The 15,423-nt window shown below is 47.9% G+C and carries 17 protein-coding genes; 3 read left to right on the top strand and 14 right to left on the bottom strand.

Annotated features, from left to right (window positions below):
* Nucleotides 1–40 precede the first annotated feature (40 nt).
* From AC5LIL_RS02150 to AC5LIL_RS02120, 7 genes are all read right to left on the bottom strand, one after another.
* Nucleotides 41–757, bottom strand: a complete 717-nt coding sequence (locus AC5LIL_RS02150) for a hypothetical protein (protein ID WP_214694601.1) — start codon at nt 755–757, stop codon at nt 41–43.
* 7 nt (nt 758–764) lie between these two features.
* Entirely contained in the window at nt 765–1,283 is a 519-nt protein-coding gene (locus AC5LIL_RS02145; RefSeq protein ID WP_499824729.1) for a GNAT family N-acetyltransferase, read from the bottom strand.
* A 167-nt stretch (nt 1,284–1,450) separates the two neighbouring features.
* Nucleotides 1,451–1,879 carry a hypothetical protein gene (locus AC5LIL_RS02140; protein ID WP_074035800.1) on the bottom strand — a complete coding sequence of 143 codons (429 nt, stop codon included), beginning with the start codon at nt 1,877–1,879 and terminating at the stop codon, nt 1,451–1,453.
* Entirely contained in the window at nt 1,879–2,295 is a 417-nt protein-coding gene (locus AC5LIL_RS02135) for a YwiB family protein (RefSeq protein ID WP_499824728.1), read from the bottom strand. Before AC5LIL_RS02135 ends, AC5LIL_RS02140 begins: the two co-directional genes overlap by 1 nt.
* Before the next feature lie 51 nt (nt 2,296–2,346).
* Nucleotides 2,347–2,907, bottom strand: a complete 561-nt coding sequence (locus AC5LIL_RS02130) for a GNAT family N-acetyltransferase (RefSeq protein WP_339962884.1) — start codon at nt 2,905–2,907, stop codon at nt 2,347–2,349.
* A gap of 34 nt (nt 2,908–2,941) precedes the next feature.
* Nucleotides 2,942–3,604 carry a Type 1 glutamine amidotransferase-like domain-containing protein gene (locus AC5LIL_RS02125; protein ID WP_499824727.1) on the bottom strand — a complete coding sequence of 221 codons (663 nt, stop codon included), beginning with the start codon at nt 3,602–3,604 and terminating at the stop codon, nt 2,942–2,944.
* 120 nt (nt 3,605–3,724) lie between these two features.
* Nucleotides 3,725–5,431 (bottom strand): glycoside hydrolase family 13 protein, encoded by a 1,707-nt coding sequence (locus AC5LIL_RS02120; RefSeq protein ID WP_499824726.1) that lies wholly within the window; start codon nt 5,429–5,431, stop codon nt 3,725–3,727.
* Between the two features lie 213 nt (nt 5,432–5,644).
* Between AC5LIL_RS02120 and AC5LIL_RS02115 the strand changes: the two genes are divergently transcribed.
* On the top strand, nt 5,645–6,109 hold the full coding sequence (locus tag AC5LIL_RS02115; RefSeq protein ID WP_499824725.1) for a GNAT family N-acetyltransferase: 465 nt from the start codon (nt 5,645–5,647) through the stop codon (nt 6,107–6,109).
* 47 nt (nt 6,110–6,156) lie between these two features.
* Entirely contained in the window at nt 6,157–6,921 is a 765-nt protein-coding gene (locus tag AC5LIL_RS02110; RefSeq protein ID WP_499824724.1) for a MerR family transcriptional regulator, read from the top strand.
* Between the two features lie 9 nt (nt 6,922–6,930).
* Here the strand turns inward: AC5LIL_RS02110 and AC5LIL_RS02105 are convergent, their stop codons facing one another.
* The 6 genes from AC5LIL_RS02105 to AC5LIL_RS02080 are packed head-to-tail and all read right to left on the bottom strand — an operon-like array spanning nt 6,931 to nt 13,127.
* Nucleotides 6,931–7,590 carry a hypothetical protein gene (locus AC5LIL_RS02105; protein ID WP_499824723.1) on the bottom strand — a complete coding sequence of 220 codons (660 nt, stop codon included), beginning with the start codon at nt 7,588–7,590 and terminating at the stop codon, nt 6,931–6,933.
* A gap of 24 nt (nt 7,591–7,614) precedes the next feature.
* Nucleotides 7,615–8,616 (bottom strand): polysaccharide deacetylase family protein, encoded by a 1,002-nt coding sequence (locus AC5LIL_RS02100; RefSeq protein WP_499825342.1) that lies wholly within the window; start codon nt 8,614–8,616, stop codon nt 7,615–7,617.
* A gap of 5 nt (nt 8,617–8,621) precedes the next feature.
* On the bottom strand, nt 8,622–9,206 hold the full coding sequence (locus tag AC5LIL_RS02095; RefSeq protein WP_499824722.1) for a hypothetical protein: 585 nt from the start codon (nt 9,204–9,206) through the stop codon (nt 8,622–8,624).
* 12 nt (nt 9,207–9,218) lie between these two features.
* Nucleotides 9,219–10,361, bottom strand: a complete 1,143-nt coding sequence (locus AC5LIL_RS02090; RefSeq protein WP_499824720.1) for an aminotransferase class I/II-fold pyridoxal phosphate-dependent enzyme — start codon at nt 10,359–10,361, stop codon at nt 9,219–9,221.
* Nucleotides 10,358–11,197: an NAD-dependent epimerase/dehydratase family protein gene (locus tag AC5LIL_RS02085; RefSeq protein ID WP_499824718.1), complete on the bottom strand. Its 840-nt coding sequence runs from the start codon at nt 11,195–11,197 to the stop codon at nt 10,358–10,360. Before AC5LIL_RS02085 ends, AC5LIL_RS02090 begins: the two co-directional genes overlap by 4 nt.
* Before the next feature lie 13 nt (nt 11,198–11,210).
* On the bottom strand, nt 11,211–13,127 hold the full coding sequence (locus AC5LIL_RS02080; RefSeq protein ID WP_214784854.1) for a polysaccharide biosynthesis protein: 1,917 nt from the start codon (nt 13,125–13,127) through the stop codon (nt 11,211–11,213).
* A 397-nt stretch (nt 13,128–13,524) separates the two neighbouring features.
* Here AC5LIL_RS02080 and AC5LIL_RS02075 point away from each other — a divergent pair, with 397 nt between their 5' ends.
* Complete coding sequence (locus tag AC5LIL_RS02075; RefSeq protein ID WP_499824715.1) at nt 13,525–14,277, top strand: homing endonuclease associated repeat-containing protein; 753 nt, start codon at nt 13,525–13,527, stop codon at nt 14,275–14,277.
* Between the two features lie 49 nt (nt 14,278–14,326).
* On the opposite strand, the gene AC5LIL_RS02070 is transcribed toward AC5LIL_RS02075, so the two are convergent.
* The gene (locus AC5LIL_RS02070; protein ID WP_339962892.1) at nt 14,327–15,283 is read right to left on the bottom strand and encodes a sodium-dependent bicarbonate transport family permease; all 957 of its coding nucleotides are present in this window, start codon (nt 15,281–15,283) and stop codon (nt 14,327–14,329) included.
* Nucleotides 15,284–15,423: the final 140 nt, after the last annotated feature.

Genomic DNA, 15,423 nt, shown 5'->3' with positions numbered 1-15,423 from the left:
AATGATGAATGAACAGTCATTCATTTTTGTGAAGTTCTCGTCAGAAGTTTAGAAGATGTTTCAAGATGAGCAATAATCCCCCATAACTACATACGGCCAAAACGAATGTGCGGAAGTGTAGATTTCGGTCGGATGGGAGTTCAAACTTCACGATATTGAGAATCATCGCCCCGGCCACGAACGCAAAACAGAGCGCTTCGACGTGTGCGGCCAAGTCAATCCAGCGTGAAAAGAACCCACCGAGCAAAATCCCACCGCTCAACAAGTAGCGTCCTTGTCGCATGTAACGTTCACCATAGTGCCGGTTCAAGTCATGACCGAGTGCCAAAAAGTGGACACCGAGCGCCGTCGCATAGAAGCTTCTCGCAACGAACGTCACGGAATCGGCCGTCACCACATACGCTGAAAATGTCATGTATGCCGTGAGCAGGGTCACTTGTAGCCAATACGAAACGGCCCGATCGACCGCTTCATCTTGGAAGTGAGGCGTCCGAACGAACCGCATCGTGCCATAGAACAATGTAAACCCGATGAGACTGACGATGTAAATCTCTGAAGGTAGGGCCAGATTCAACCAATCGATACGAAGTGTGTCCTGGCGTTTATTCAGCGACGGCAAGAGATACATGAAGAAGTACGTGATGGCGACCCCGCTCGAGAAAGAGAACCACTTCTTTGAAGGAACGGTCTCTTCTCGGAACAAATAGATGCCGAAGAAGTTAATCAGCGCCAAATAAATGATGATCCAGTTCGCCATCTCGTCTTCATCCTCTCAAGTCAATCCAAAACCGCTCAACGATCGTCCCGTCTTCTTCTGTATACGGTGTGTCCGCGACGCCACCGTTGTTTAAAATGACCTGACGGGAAGCGACGTTTGTCCGGTTACACGTAATGAGTGCACGCTCAATACCTAGCTCTTTCACTTTCTTAAGCGCAAGTTGTAATTGAATCGTAGCGAGTCCCCGTCCGCGCGCACTCGGCTTTACTCCATATCCGACATGCCCGCCAATCTTCAAGAGCGATTCGTTCAACTCATGACGAATGTTCGCCGCCCCGAGAAGCTCCTCTCCGTCCGTGAGCCAATACGTCGTGCTCGGGACCCAGCCTTCCTCTATGTTCTCACGTAACTCTTTCTGACGTAACGTGTTGACGTACGCCTCGAAGTCTGTCGTTTCACGGTCCACCGAGGTCGGGACAATCCGCTCATCCCGTTCGTACCATTCCTCTAAAAATGCCAGAATCTGTTCTTTTTGTTCGACAGATGTTTTGATTAGTCTTAACATCACATTTCCCCCTTTATTCATTTCCATTCGTGTTCTCTAAATTGATTTCCTTGTTCCTTCATCTTAAAGAGCGCACAATCGAAATAAAATGGACGTTCTCGTCGAAGTGTGTCCCCTTTCAACCATAAAAAAAGTGCCATCCTGTTCGGATGACACTGTCGGTATGCTTATTCTTCGAGTCCGAGACGTTGCGGCATATGTGGAGCGAGTTGTCTCGCTTCTTCTAACCGTCCTGCTTCGACGAGCGTATGGAAATGTAAGAACTGTTCGTGCGATGCATCGCTGATGGCTGCCAAATAATCGACGTACCGATCGTAGACCGCTTTGTCTTCTGGGCGTGCCTCGATGAGTGCGATATACAGGCGAACGGTGTCCTCTCCGTAAAGGAGCGGGAACTCATCGTTCAATTGAAGCAGTTTATCGATTGAATTGACATCGACACCGTTCTCTTGGTCATAGTGCGTGATGACTTGTTCGGCATGATCCTCGAGACGACCGCGCCACTCTTCATACTCTTCTTCGTTTGTTTCGAGCATCTCGAACCAGTCTTCGTTCAACATCTCTTCAATCTTGTTTACGCGTTCTGTAAAGTTCATCACTCTTCTCCTCCTTCAAATGTCCACGTGACATGTACTTCATATATGCCAACATCTTCTTCATTCATGGACAACTCATATACGAACGTACATGATTCTTCTGACACATCGAGGCGCGATGTCGTCGTCGCCATCGTCATCGACATATATGGATTCTTGTATAAGCTTTGCGTGAAGCGACCTTCGATGAAGGAGTGATTCATCTCAATCGGTCCTTTACAGATCAGCGCCAATCGTTCCGGCGTGTACTTAATTGTCGTCGGGACCGGTCCGTCCTCTTGTTGTTGGTCAAACATTAAAATAAAGCCAGTCTTCAATGGATAGTATAAACCGTCAGCCGAGAGCTCAATCGCCTCTGGCATGTCACTCATCCGTGTTGTTTGCTGGACACGCACGCGAAGTGGTTCAATCGCCATGCTCATCCCCCTTTCCGTCAATTCATCGTACCATATGTGGTAGGAGTCGTTCTATCGACGGCGCTTCGTTTTCACGTAGACGAGATGGTCTACCCAATCTTCGTTCTCAAAGATAAACCCTTCTCTCGTACACTCATACAACATGCCGACACGCTCCGCGAGACGAATGGACGCCTCATTGCCGAGATTGATATGTGCCTCGATTCGTTGAAAGTTCAACTCGTCAAAAGCGATGCGCATTGCCAGGTCGACTGCTTCCGTCCCATACCCCTGGCCCCAATGCTGATTATGAATCGTATACCCGACCCTCCCCCATTGAAACGCATCTCGCGCAAGCGTAGAAAAATCCACCATACCAAGGTGTGTCCCATCGTCGAGTCGGAAAATGGCGAAGACATGTGCCTCGTCTTCAAGCGCAAGTGACTGATGATTGTCGACTAGCTGGTCAAACCAAACGGACGTACAGTCGCTCATGTCTAATTTCCCAGGGTCATACTCATGCTGCGAAACAAGACGATTGGTGAAGCCACTTAACCACGCGTCATAATCTTGCTTCTCTAACGGTCGTACGACGATTCGGTTCGTTTTTCGTTGATGTGTAAATCGGTTCAATCTCTCAGGTCCCCTTCCTATTGGTTTTATACAGTCAGAAAAACTTCTTCCACTTTCCTTCCGAAATCACATCGACCTTTCCTTCATTCACACGAATTGCGGTCTCGTCGTCAATCGCATAAGCAGGTGCCTGTAACGCTTCCGCCCACTCTGCCGCATCTCGTGACGTATTCTCCGGTAGCATCTCGTGATCGAGGTGTGGAAAGATTGAGAAGTCGACAAACCCTAACGTCTCATCGCTCTGCTCATCAGATGAACGCCATCCGACAAATGCTTCCCCGATTCGTGGGGTCATCACCATGCTGCCGGCGCTCAATCCGACATACACGCCTTCCCAAGATGGGAGTAACGCCGCCACCCCAGACTGTTTCATCCAATGATGTAAAAACAGCGGATCGCCACCGTTCACCAATAACACGTCCGCCCGTTCAAATGCCGGTCTCCATACCGATTCATCGATACTCGGGAGCGTGCTCAGTTCGAGCACCCCGATCGACTTCCAGCCCAGTTCACACATCGGTGTTGAGAAATCCCCATTGAAAAAGTTCCATGCATGCTGCGTTCCACCGTTCAACGCATAGATGGCTGTCGGGATACAGAGTGCCTCACACTCTTCAATCGGCTTGTCCAATAACTCGAGAAGTGCTTGTTTGATGCTTTCGTTCTTTATGCCTGCTGACGTCAATAACAGTTTCATCTACGTCTCCTCCTTCTTCATCTCCGTATAAGGAGTTCGCATGAGTCGCCGTTATCCCCTTTGTTCTGACAAAAAAGGCCGTAGACGAATTCTCGTCCACGACCTTGGGGTCCTGAAAAATTAGCTGATTTTATACACGCGACCTTCGAACGGCTTCAAGTGAAGAAGCGTCGATTCTACATCGCCCTCGACCGGCATGTTGCTCAAGACGACATCTTTCGCACGAAGTGTCTGGTCCATATCAAACATCGTCTCTTTCGCCGTCAAGTTCGTGACGACAAGGTACTGCGTGTCACCGAGTGTACGCGTATACGCATAGACTTCTGGGTGATCTGGTAAGACAACATCATACGCCCCGTATACAAACGTCTCATCGTCTTTACGAAGTTGAATCATCTCTTTATAGAAGTTAAAGATGGAGTCCTCATCTTCAAGCTGTGCTTCGACGTTGATGTCTGTATAGTTCGGGTTGATGCCGACCCACGGCTTCTCTGCGAACGTGAAGCCGGCGTTCGGAGCGTCACTCCACTGCATCGGAGTGCGTGTGTTGTCGCGTGACGAGTTCCACGTGATGCGCATCATCTCGTCATGACTCTTCCCTTGCTCGACGCCGATATAGTAGCGATTGCGTGTCGCGATATCGTCATATTGGTCGATTGAATCGAATTTGACGTTCGTCATCCCGATTTCTTGACCTTGATAGATGAATGGCGTTCCTTGCATAAGGAAGTACATCATCGCAATCGACTTCGCGCTTTCTTTCCAGTAACGCTCATCGTCTCCCCATTTCGAGACCGTACGTGTCTGGTCATGGTTTTCGACGTAAAGGGCGTTCCATCCGTCAGCTTCAAGTCCTTTTTGCCATTTCGTCAACACGTTCTTCAAGTGGACGACATCGAGTTTCGAATCGGCGTCCTCACTCCATAGGTCCATGTGTTCGAATTGGAAGACCATGTTCATCTTCCCTTCTTTTTCACCGACCCAAAGGTGTGCATCGTCAGGTGATACCCCGTTCGCCTCACCGACTGTCATGATGTCATGTTTATTGAACGTCTCGTCACGAAGCTCTTCTAAATAATCGTGAATCCCGTCCACGTTCATGTGCATCTCGAATGACGGTACAAAGTCGAGGTCGTTCGGGTTCGGCAAGTCGGCGAACGTCGGATTCTTGCGGATGTGGCTGATTGCATCGACACGGAACCCGTCGATTCCTTTTTCGAGCCACCAGTTGATCATGTCGTATACGGCTGTACGCATCTCAGCGTTTTCCCAGTTGAGGTCCGGCTGTTTTTTCGAGAAGACGTGCAAGTAGTATTGCTCCGTCGCTTCATCGAATTCCCAAGCCGAGCCACCAAAGATTGATTCCCAGTTGTTCGGCTTCGATCCGTCTGGTTTCCCGTCGCGCCAGATGTACCAGTCACGCTTCGGATTGTCTTTTGAGCTCTTCGATTCAATGAACCAAGGGTGCTCATCCGACGTATGGTTGACGACGAGGTCGAGCAACAGTTTCATACCGCGCTGATGCACTTCGTCCAATAAGCGGTCGAAATCTTCCATCGTACCGAATTCGTCCATGATGTCTTGGTAGTCACTAATGTCATACCCGTTGTCATCGTTTGGCGATTTATACATTGGGCAAATCCAGATGACGTCAATACCGAGGTCTTTCAAATAGTCGAGCTTATCGATGATTCCTTGAATGTCTCCGATTCCGTCTCCGTTCGCGTCATAAAAACTGCGCGGATAAATCTGATAGGCGACGGCTTCTTTCCACCAGTTGCGTTTAAGCGTTTGTGTTTGTTGTTGTCCTCGTTGTAAAAGTTGCATGTGATCTAGATACTCCTTATCCCAAAACTCACTGCTCATCATTTATAATTATCTTATTCGTGCTGTGAACTTTATATCATTAGCGCAATCGTTTGCACGATGCAATAAATTTATCTTACCAAAAAACATTCGATGATACAAAGATGTTTCATCAGCATACTCAACGTGTACCCTACACGATTTTGAAAAGAAATGAAAGCGAGGTGCTCCATCATGTTTCGATTTGCGACACTTGATGATTTTTCGGCCATTGACCAATTGATTGTAAAGAAAGCGAAAGAGTTTCAGACAGCCGGGAAATCGCAATGGGTCAAATATTTAGAGCCGAGTCGCTCGGATTATGTGCGACACGATTTAACGAAAGGGACTGTGTTTGTATATGAACGTGACCACCAAGTCGTCGGTGCGGTCAGTCTCATCCCACCGACCGATTGGGATCTTGCTCTCTGGGACAACCCGGACGGTGCCGTCTACTTGCACCGACTCGTCACGGACTCGAACGTAAAAGGAGAACGCATCGGCGAGCGTCTGATGCAGTATGCCCTCTCTCACACTGCTTCGACCGTCCGATTGGATTGCGTGGCAGACAACACGTTCTTGAACGGATACTATCCACAGTTCGGCTTCCGTTACATCGGGGAGCGGAATGGATTTTCGTTATTTGAAAAACAGGCTTGACCTTGACGTGACGTCAACCCTTACGCTTGTGCTAAGGAGGTGAAGGGATGTATACGATTCAACAACTTGCGTCACTCGCCGGCACGACGGCGCGGACGCTTCGACATTATGACGCGATCGGTCTCCTCGTCCCTACACGAGACGACAACGGCTACCGACGTTATACGTCAAGCGACGCCGAACGTCTACAGCTCATCTTACTGTATCGAACACTCGACGTTCCGCTCGACCAAATCAGACAACTACTCGATGCATCGACGTTTGATCGAGTCGAAGTATTGAACGAACATGTCGAGGCGTTACGACAAAAAGCCGCCTATTTCGCGCAACTCGCTGAGACGGCGGAAGCGACCCTCACCTCACTCAAAGGAGGGATTCCGATGGAAGACAAGTCATTGTTCAAAGGATTGTCTTATGAAGAGATTCAAGCACATGAGGCAAAACATCAAGATGAGGTAATTGAGCGTTGGGGAGACAGTTCCGCTTATAAAACCGCACAAGAACGGGCATCGAAGCGCTCGAAAGCGGACTGGGAGCAAATCAACCAGATGCAACTCGATTTGATTGCACCACTCGTCGAGCTGTTCCGCTCACAGACCGCAATCGAGGATGACCGCGTTCAATCGGTCGTCAGAGACAATCATCTGTTCATCCACACTCACTTTTACGATTGCTCGCTCGACATGTTCAGCGGACTCGGACAGATGTATGTAGCGGATGAGCGATTCACCGCCTATTATGACCGCTTCGAACCGGGGCTTGCGTCGTACTATAACGAAGCCATCCAATATTATTGTATCGCCAACAGTTAAGTCCAAGCCTCAGGCTTGGACTTTAATTTGTCGTCGATCTAGTTGTACGAGATCCAGTGTTTCGATGTGTCGGCGCAACATCGGCAAGACCGTGGTCAATTGTAAATAAGGATATGTGGCAAAATTGTCGCTTCCGCCTTTATAGATGACCGCCCGATCGAGAACGCGCCATCCTTGTGTCGTCCATTGTTCGAGCGTCGCCTCACAAAACGAAGGCTCAGATTGAATCGCCCAATAGGCTTGTAGCTGCCCTTCCGCCATCGATGGACGAACGGTGATGATGGGGCATGACAACTGGTTCAAACGACTCGACTCGATTGGACCGGTTTCATGAATCACGAGCAGTTTCGGTGCTAGTCGTTCGAGCCACATGAGCGTTTTGTCATCGTTCAAGGATGAGACATGGATGAGGTGATGAGGAGGAATCGGAGAATCCTGTAACGGATAGCGCTCTCTCACTTCTCGAATACGCGCTTGACTCGTCCATTTCATAAATGGCGTCGCCCATCGAATATATAGATGAGTCATCCATTGTTTGAGCGACTGCGGTCGATGTTCAGTGGGACCGTCTTCTTGAATGACATGTGTCACGCCTAAATCGCGGATCGCGTGATAAATATGCTTAGACGTTTCATGCTCACTAATCAGCAGAACAATCGGTCGAACCATATAGACGACACCTCCATCCTAGGATTATCCGTGTCCTTGTCGCGAAACATGGACTTGTTGATTACAATAATCCGCAACCTCTTCCATCGACAAACTCATCCATCCGTACTCTTTCTCAAGCACTTTATAATGTTTGAGAATAGCCTCAAGCATGTTAACGTTCTGTTCAATGTTTTTTCCAAAGTTGTGGGGATGCCACCACAGATGATAAAGTTCACCTCGTTTGGCGGCTTGTGTCATGCTTTGCTTAATTCGACGAAGCTTTAAAATTTCCACTATACGTAAAGATGGAACGTATGGACGCAGAAAACGACTTGATGGAACGTTGTACGGGTGAGTCTGTTGGATTGAATTCCATGTAGACGTATGATGCCCTGTCAAATTGACGTACGCATCAAGCAACCGAATCGCACGTCGTAATAGACCTTCATCCCCGCGGGCATCAGGATGATAGATACGATGTTGTTCGTTACCACGATATACTTCTATCCCTAGCATGCCCGCAGCTTCATGAAATGCTCCATCCGATTGATTCCTTGGGTATACTATGCTTCGAATCGGTAAGTTATGAAGAGCTCCCACTCGTTTTGCCGCTTCAATATCAGCTTTAAACGCTTCAACGGTAACACCTTGCTCTAAACATGATAGGTGTGAGAAAGTATGAGTTCCAATGGTTTGATGAGGCGTTTTCATAATTTGATCAACTAACGACTTTCCAAAATGGTACGGATCCGTTCGCTCATTTTCTCCAATCTGTTTCAACCATTCATAAGAGGAGTACTTAGGTTTAACATAATTCGGTAAACGTGTTGGTAAATGAAGAAGTAGTTCAGCTTTCGATTCAAAAAATAGAAATCCTACCGTAGACCATGTCACGTGCATGCCGTATGTCGTAAAGAGTTCCAGTAAACGAGGCACGACTTGACGAACACCCAAGATATTCTCACCGTACTCCTCTAGCGTGACCGCATCAAACGTACCCCAGTTCAGTTCGAAGTCTAGTGAGATGACAAACGCCCCATTCATTCGATTCACTCCCTCCCGCTCCCTTCTGATTCATAAATTCCAAGTTCATCAAGTGCGCTTTTCCATGAACCAAAACGTCTTGACACTTTTGCAACGCTCGGTTTCTGAAATCGCTTTGCCCATTTTTGATATGTGATTGCATTAAATGGCTTCAAAATACGATATGCCTCAAACAACGCTTGAACCATCTCTACTTTTTCGCGCTCTGGCTGAACAGTAAAGTGTTGTTCTTCTAAACGCTCGACCGCTTTGACGGCGAGACTCCACGACCCGAAGTGGGTAATAATATCACCTAATGAAGGAACACTTCGTCCCGATGCCCAGTGCCGATATTGAGCACTCGTCAGCCTTCCTTCTTCTGCCGATGCGAGCCGAAGTGCCTGAATCATATCCTGGGACTCGTATCGTCTAACTTCTAACAGTCCGGATGCTTTCAGGGCATTCATCCACGTTCCATAAACAGATAAAATCTCGAGAAAGGTGGGAACGTCTCGATTTTGGCTCCATCGTTGATATTGTGTCACCGTGAGAGATGGAGTCAGAGATGCTGCGGTTTGAAGCGCTTGAATGATCTCTGCTTCCGTTTTCATTTCATTTCCTCCTTACACGCTTTTTTCTTTTACGAAATGGCGTGTATCTAGCACGGTCTGAATGACTTTCTGTTGTTCACCAATCGTCAAACTCGAGCTCGATGGTAAGCAAATACCGTTTTCAAATAAGTGACGACTCACGTCTTCCCCGTCAACCGTGACGTATTCGGCATCTCGATAGAGCGGTTGTAGGTGCATCGGTTTCCAGACTGGGCGTGATTCAATTTCGGCGTCGCTCAACTGTTGAATCAACTGATCACGGCTGGCGATATCGCGTCCGACTTGCATGGCGGTCAACCAACGATTCGCACGAGAGAAAGGAATTTCTTGTTGATACGTGACATCAATCGTCGAAAACATTTGTTCATACCGACGAAAGACGTTACGTCTCGCCCGGACTCGTTGTTCGATGACCTCTAGCTGTCCTCGACCGATTCCTGCCGACACATTACTCAAGCGATAGTTGTACCCGACTTCTTCATGTTCGTAATGTAAAACGTTCTCTCTTGCTTGCGTTGCGAGTTTCAACGCATATTGGCGCTGACTGTCAGAGCCTAGCAATAGCATCCCTCCACCGGATGTGGTGATGATTTTGTTCCCATTGAACGAATAAAATCCGATGTCACCAATCGTACCGGTCATCTGCCCTTTCCAAGTCGCTCCGAGCGATTCCGCCGCATCCTCAATCAGTGTCACCCCAAACTCTTGGCAAATGTGACGAATCTCGCCAATCTTCGCGACTACCCCGTATAAATGAACGACAATGACCGCTTTTGGTAACTTTCCTTTTGTAGCGGCTTGAACCAATGCTTTTCGTAATGCTTCCGGTGACATGTTCCACGTTTCCTTCTCTGAATCGATGAATACCGGTGTCGCCCCGACATACAGAATGGGATTGACTGAAGCGACGAATGTGAGGGACTGACAAAAGATCACATCTCCTCTTTCAATTCCTAACGTCAACAACGCGAGATGGAGCGCCGCTGTGCCAGAACTCGTCGCGAGTGTATGTGTGTGATCAACGTACTTCCCAAGCTCTTCTTCAAAGGCGTTAACGTTCGGACCGAGTGGCGCAATCCAGTTACTAGCGAATGCTTCTTCTACGTAAGCCATCTCTCGTCCGGACATGTGCGGTTTTGATAATAAAATAGTCATGTGCTCATGTCCTCCTTCATCATCGTTTGATAGGCGTTGTACCATTCGATCGTCTTCCGTAACCCCTCGTGAAGCGGGGTACGTGGTTGAAATCCAATCATCGCTTCTAGCGTAGGCAAATCTGTTTCTTGAAAGACTTGGTCACGCATCGGTAGAGATACATGGACCGGTCGATGCATCTGGTGTCCGATTTCCGTGAGCAGCGTTTGGACGTGTACATAATCCGAGGCATCGATTCGGAACTGCCCAACGATTGGTAAGCCTGACTGAATCAATTTGATGACGCGAACGACGGTTTCGACCACATCATCGATATAAGAGGCTTTTACAATGTCCGTTGCATAGAATCCGACCATACGATGGCCTTGGTCGATCGCGAGTACCGCTTTCGAAAACAGGGTTGTCGAATCATCCCAAGGTCCGTATACATCCTCTGTTATTAGATGAAGCGCTGATGAAGAATGACGAGTCTGTTCAATTGGAAGGTCGAACGTGATGAACGACTGAATCGACACCCGACTTTTTTGATTCATGACGAGCTGCTTCACTTGTTCGTATCGCTCTATTTCACGATTTTGATAGACCCCACTGCATAAGATGACGTGATTCGGTTCATACATCGTCATAATCTGGCGCATGTGTGGCTTATGGGAGACATCTGTTCGAATGAGATGGAACAAGGGATGAGACAAGACGTATAGCCGTTGTCTCGCAAGTTGCGTTTTTGATTCTCCTTCGTCATCAATCCCAATCACTTCGTATCCGTCTTTTAGTAGTCGCCTGGCAAGATGAAACCCTTTGAACGTGGATACACCGATCACCATGACACGATCCATTGCACTCCCCCCTTTAATTTCCATCGACGACCCGGATGCGCACTTGCTGGGCTGGGATAAACTCGAATCCACTTGCAAAAATCCGTTGTAAATCTCGGTCAATATCATTACTGTTCGCCACAAACAATAACGCGTCTGTCAATGCCGGACCGTTTTGTCGGAAGTGTTCGATCAACCGTAAGATGGGAGCGACCGATGTGAAGGGGCGGGTGCAACCGACAAAGATTTTCGGGAAGATGTTCGCCTCTGGGTCTAACTCATTTGTAGCCAGTAATTCTTCATATAACTTTTCACCCGGGCGAATCCCCGTCACTTCAATCGGAATTTGATCGATGGTAAACCCGCTGAGCTCAATCATCTTTTTCGCTAAATCGATAATTTTGACCGGTTCCCCCATATCGAGCACGAAGATTTCTCCGCCTCGAGATAACACACTCGCTTGAATGACGAGTCGACTCGCCTCTGGAATGGTCATGAAGTAACGTGTCATCTCCGAATCCGTTACCGTGACCGGTCCTCCTTGAGCAATTTGTTCTTTGAAGAGAGGGACGACCGAACCACGGCTACCGAGAACGTTACCGAATCGAACAACAGCGAAAATCGTATCGCTTGAACGCGCTTTTTCCTGAACGATCATCTCTGCGATTCGTTTTGTCGACCCCATGACGTTCGTTGGGTTGACTGCTTTATCGGTCGATACCATGACGAATCGATCGACCCGATATTTCGAAGCCACATCGACCATATTCTTTGTGCCATAGATATTATTTTTGACTGCTTCAAGCGGGTTATCTTGCATGAGCGGAACGTGTTTGTGTGCCGCTGCATGATAGACGATTTCTGGACGATACGTTTGAAAGACGTGTTCGAGTCTCTCTACATCTTGCACATCCCCGATCACTGGATGAAGTTTCGTCTCAAGTCCAAGTCCGTTTAACTCTTTCTCGATTAAATAAATGCTGTTTTCTCCATGTCCGAAAAGGATCATCTCGGCCGGTTTGAACTTAATCAATTGACGACAGAGTTCCGAACCAATCGACCCTCCTGCCCCTGTCACGAGGACCGTTGCTCCTTCCACGTGCTTCGAGATACCTGAAATATCGAGTTGTACCGGCTCTCGTCCTAACAAATCCTCGATTTTCACTTCGCGAATTTCGTTAATCGACACATTTCCGGTAGCAAGTTCGGACAACATTGGGAGTGCATGTGATTCAACGCCAGTCTTTTCAATACGTTTCAACAATTCGATGCGTCTTGCGTGTGCTAGACTCGGGATAGAGAAAATGACGACTTCAATTCCTTGTTCCTCGATGATGCGTTCTAAATCGTCTGTCGTACCGAGAATCGGGACACCGTGTACATATAAGGAGGCGAGCATCGGATCGTCATCGATAATTCCAACCACATGGAGGACGTTCGTCCGATACTCTTTCAACTCACGTACGATGAGCTGTCCAGAGTTCCCGGCCCCGATGATCAGTGTTTTCCGACCTTGTGGGGCAGGATGCGGTTTGAACGTATGCAAGACGTGATGACGGGCCAAGAAACGTGTGAATAAAATCATGTTGAATGCTAGCAGTCCTTGAACCGCAATCATGACGCCGAGCCCGCGTCCGAATTGAAATTGATTGTAGGCGAATAGAATCAAGTCGCTGCTAATCAACGCAATGGTTACTTGTTTCATTTCATGGATTGAGGCGTATCGCCAATCGATTCGATGAATTTTCAATAGCGCCCCGACAAGCATGAAGCTAAACATTTTAATCGACACCATCAGCAACAAATCGTATGTTGTCGCTGTGAACGGCATCACTTTCGAAAATAAAATGTCAAACGTCATATATAAGACGATTGAGACGATTGCGATATCGACGCAGAAAAACAGTAAGTTTCTGCGATTTCTTCGATAGACGTTAACGAGTGTAGCCATCGTGTATTGCACCTCCAAATGTCTAAGTTGTGTAATCGTGTTGGGTATGGTGTGCGAAGAATGCGTTGATGCTAGTAAACTACCCGAGTCGTTGTAACAAATTTAAGGATAATGCGAGCTTTTTGTTATTAATGAAATCGCTGTAACAAATAAGTTCACAAAGTTATTCTCATCTTTTCTTTCACATAATGAATAATTTTCTTCCGAACGGGAATGGAAAGAACATACCAAATAAAATTGGATGTTGTTGACAACTGTGTTTTGAATGAAAAGGAGGAACCTGTACCGCATCGCTGTTTGACTTCTGTACGACCAACCTAACAACATACATGTTCATTCACACCAAGAGACCTTCTGAGACGCCCGTGAGCGTTCACACAAAAGGAGAGACACCAAGATGAAAAAATGGACAAGACCTCAAATCGTACAAGCTTTGCAGTTGGCTGCCCAAGAATACGCAGAACTTGATTCCAAACAATACAGCGTTTGGTCTCATGACAAAAATGTCCCTTCCCTTTCTACCGTCATTCATCAATTTGGTTCGTGGCGCGAAGCCCTCGTTGCAGCACAGATTAAGCTTTCGTTTCATTATTATTCAGACGAAGATATTCTACGCGCGTTAAACAAAGCTGCAGAAGAGCTCACGCTATTCACGAGTCAAACGTACCGAGAATGGTCAAAAGTGACACGATCGCCTTCTCTCACCCTCATCAGTAGTCGCTTTGGTTCATGGTCGAATGCACTCCGAGAAGCGAAACTTCAAACAACGGCCGCTAAAAATAGTGAAGAACGCATCATCCAAGCCTTGATCGAAGCATCGGAAGAACTCGAACGCCTCACGTCTCAACATTACGCGGTGTGGGCGCAAGAACGAGGCTATCCGACCGTTGCGACCATCGCTAGAAAGTATGGTTCTTGGAGCTACGCTCTTTTCGTATTGGACATCGCTCCACCGAAACGGAAATGGGATGAAGAAGATGTGATTGAAGCGATCCGGCTCGCGAAGAAAGAATTGCCTCATTTCAGCATCCTCCACTATCGAAAATGGGCGGAAGGACGGAACGTGCCGAGTACATCGACGATTAACGTCCTCTTTGGAAGCTGGACGGCCGCTCTCAAATGTATGGAAGCGCAAAAAGTGACACAATGATGCTCAACGAACACACAAAAAGCGCCGACTCAGAGGAGTCGACGCTTTTTCATGTGACGATTGCAATATACAACGGAATGCCAATCAACAAGTTGAACGGGAACGTGACCGCAAGGGAGAGGGTCAAATAAAAGGACGGTTTCGCTTCTGGGACCGAGGCTTGTAACATCGCAGGCGCGGCGATGTATGAACCGCTCGCCGCTAATGTCATAAGAAGTATCGTTCCTCCTTCTGAAAGACCAGCGACACCCGCCGCCAAAAAGCCAACAAGTGCCCCAATCAACGGGAATAACATTCCCATGGCAACGAACTTCAGCCCATACGTCGGCACCGTCTTCAACTGTTGTCCGACTTTTACCCCCAATCCTAATAAGAAGAGGAGCAACACCCCTGGGAACAAGTCCACAAAGAACGGTTTGAGCGGAGTCGCATCTGGCGTCACGAGTCCGACCACAAGACCTGCCAGCATAAGCAAGATGCTCTTCGAAAATAAGCTATCCCGGAGGACAGACAGCGAATTCGTTTTGCCCGACGTCGCGGTGATCCCCATCACCTGCGTTTGGTTATACAACAGTAACGCCACAATCAGTCCAGGGATTTCAAGAACGACGACCAATGTCGTCATGAACGGTTCATATCCAATCCCTAGGCGCTCCAGCTGCGTCGATGCAGCCACATAGGTCACGAGCGAGACGGAACCAAACGTCGCAGCCATAGCAATCCGTTCGTGGAAGGTAAACTTCAGGAGACCTCCTGCGAGAAAAGCGAGGAGCGGTAATAAAATCCCAATCAACAGCGTCACCGTCAATGGCAGTGCAATTTCTTCAAATGATACCGAGGCGAGTCCCATCCCACCTTTCAATCCAATGGCCAGTAGTAAGTAAATGTTTAGCGTCGTGCTCAGTGAATCAGGAATCTTCAAGTTCGATTTCCCGACTGCGGCAATCACGCCCGTCACAAATAGAAGCACGGGAGCGCTCGTTAGTAAAAATAAAAACAAATCCATACATGTTCCTCCTTGGCGACAAAAAAGCGCACACCTAAAGAAGGCGTGCGCTGTATGCCGACGGCTCGACTATTCGCTCCGTCAGGCCGACAACTGTCGGTTGATTAAATTGTTCAGTAGCTCCGTAAGAAGATCTCGAA

The organism is Exiguobacterium sp. RM11 (assembly GCF_059821525.1).
This window is presented reverse-complemented; position numbering and strand designations above follow the sequence as displayed.

Excerpts from the sequence above, each read along its gene's own strand:
- AC5LIL_RS02140 (WP_074035800.1), bottom strand. The coding sequence starts at position 1,879 with ATGAACTTTACAGAACGCGTAAACAAGATTGAAGAGATGTTGAACGAA.
- AC5LIL_RS02120 (WP_499824726.1), bottom strand. The coding sequence starts at position 5,431 with ATGCAACTTTTACAACGAGGACAACAACAAACACAAACGCTTAAACGC.
- AC5LIL_RS02145 (WP_499824729.1), bottom strand. The coding sequence starts at position 1,283 with ATGTTAAGACTAATCAAAACATCTGTCGAACAAAAAGAACAGATTCTG.
- AC5LIL_RS02080 (WP_214784854.1), bottom strand. The coding sequence starts at position 13,127 with ATGGCTACACTCGTTAACGTCTATCGAAGAAATCGCAGAAACTTACTG.
- AC5LIL_RS02085 (WP_499824718.1), bottom strand. The coding sequence starts at position 11,197 with ATGGATCGTGTCATGGTGATCGGTGTATCCACGTTCAAAGGGTTTCAT.
- AC5LIL_RS02095 (WP_499824722.1), bottom strand. The coding sequence starts at position 9,206 with ATGAAAACGGAAGCAGAGATCATTCAAGCGCTTCAAACCGCAGCATCT.
- AC5LIL_RS02090 (WP_499824720.1), bottom strand. The coding sequence starts at position 10,361 with ATGACTATTTTATTATCAAAACCGCACATGTCCGGACGAGAGATGGCT.
- AC5LIL_RS02110 (WP_499824724.1), top strand. The coding sequence starts at position 6,157 with ATGTATACGATTCAACAACTTGCGTCACTCGCCGGCACGACGGCGCGG.
- AC5LIL_RS02100 (WP_499825342.1), bottom strand. The coding sequence starts at position 8,616 with ATGAATGGGGCGTTTGTCATCTCACTAGACTTCGAACTGAACTGGGGT.
- AC5LIL_RS02150 (WP_214694601.1), bottom strand. The coding sequence starts at position 757 with ATGGCGAACTGGATCATCATTTATTTGGCGCTGATTAACTTCTTCGGC.
- AC5LIL_RS02125 (WP_499824727.1), bottom strand. The coding sequence starts at position 3,604 with ATGAAACTGTTATTGACGTCAGCAGGCATAAAGAACGAAAGCATCAAA.
- AC5LIL_RS02070 (WP_339962892.1), bottom strand. The coding sequence starts at position 15,283 with ATGGATTTGTTTTTATTTTTACTAACGAGCGCTCCCGTGCTTCTATTT.
- AC5LIL_RS02115 (WP_499824725.1), top strand. The coding sequence starts at position 5,645 with ATGTTTCGATTTGCGACACTTGATGATTTTTCGGCCATTGACCAATTG.
- AC5LIL_RS02135 (WP_499824728.1), bottom strand. The coding sequence starts at position 2,295 with ATGGCGATTGAACCACTTCGCGTGCGTGTCCAGCAAACAACACGGATG.
- AC5LIL_RS02105 (WP_499824723.1), bottom strand. The coding sequence starts at position 7,590 with ATGGTTCGACCGATTGTTCTGCTGATTAGTGAGCATGAAACGTCTAAG.
- AC5LIL_RS02075 (WP_499824715.1), top strand. The coding sequence starts at position 13,525 with ATGAAAAAATGGACAAGACCTCAAATCGTACAAGCTTTGCAGTTGGCT.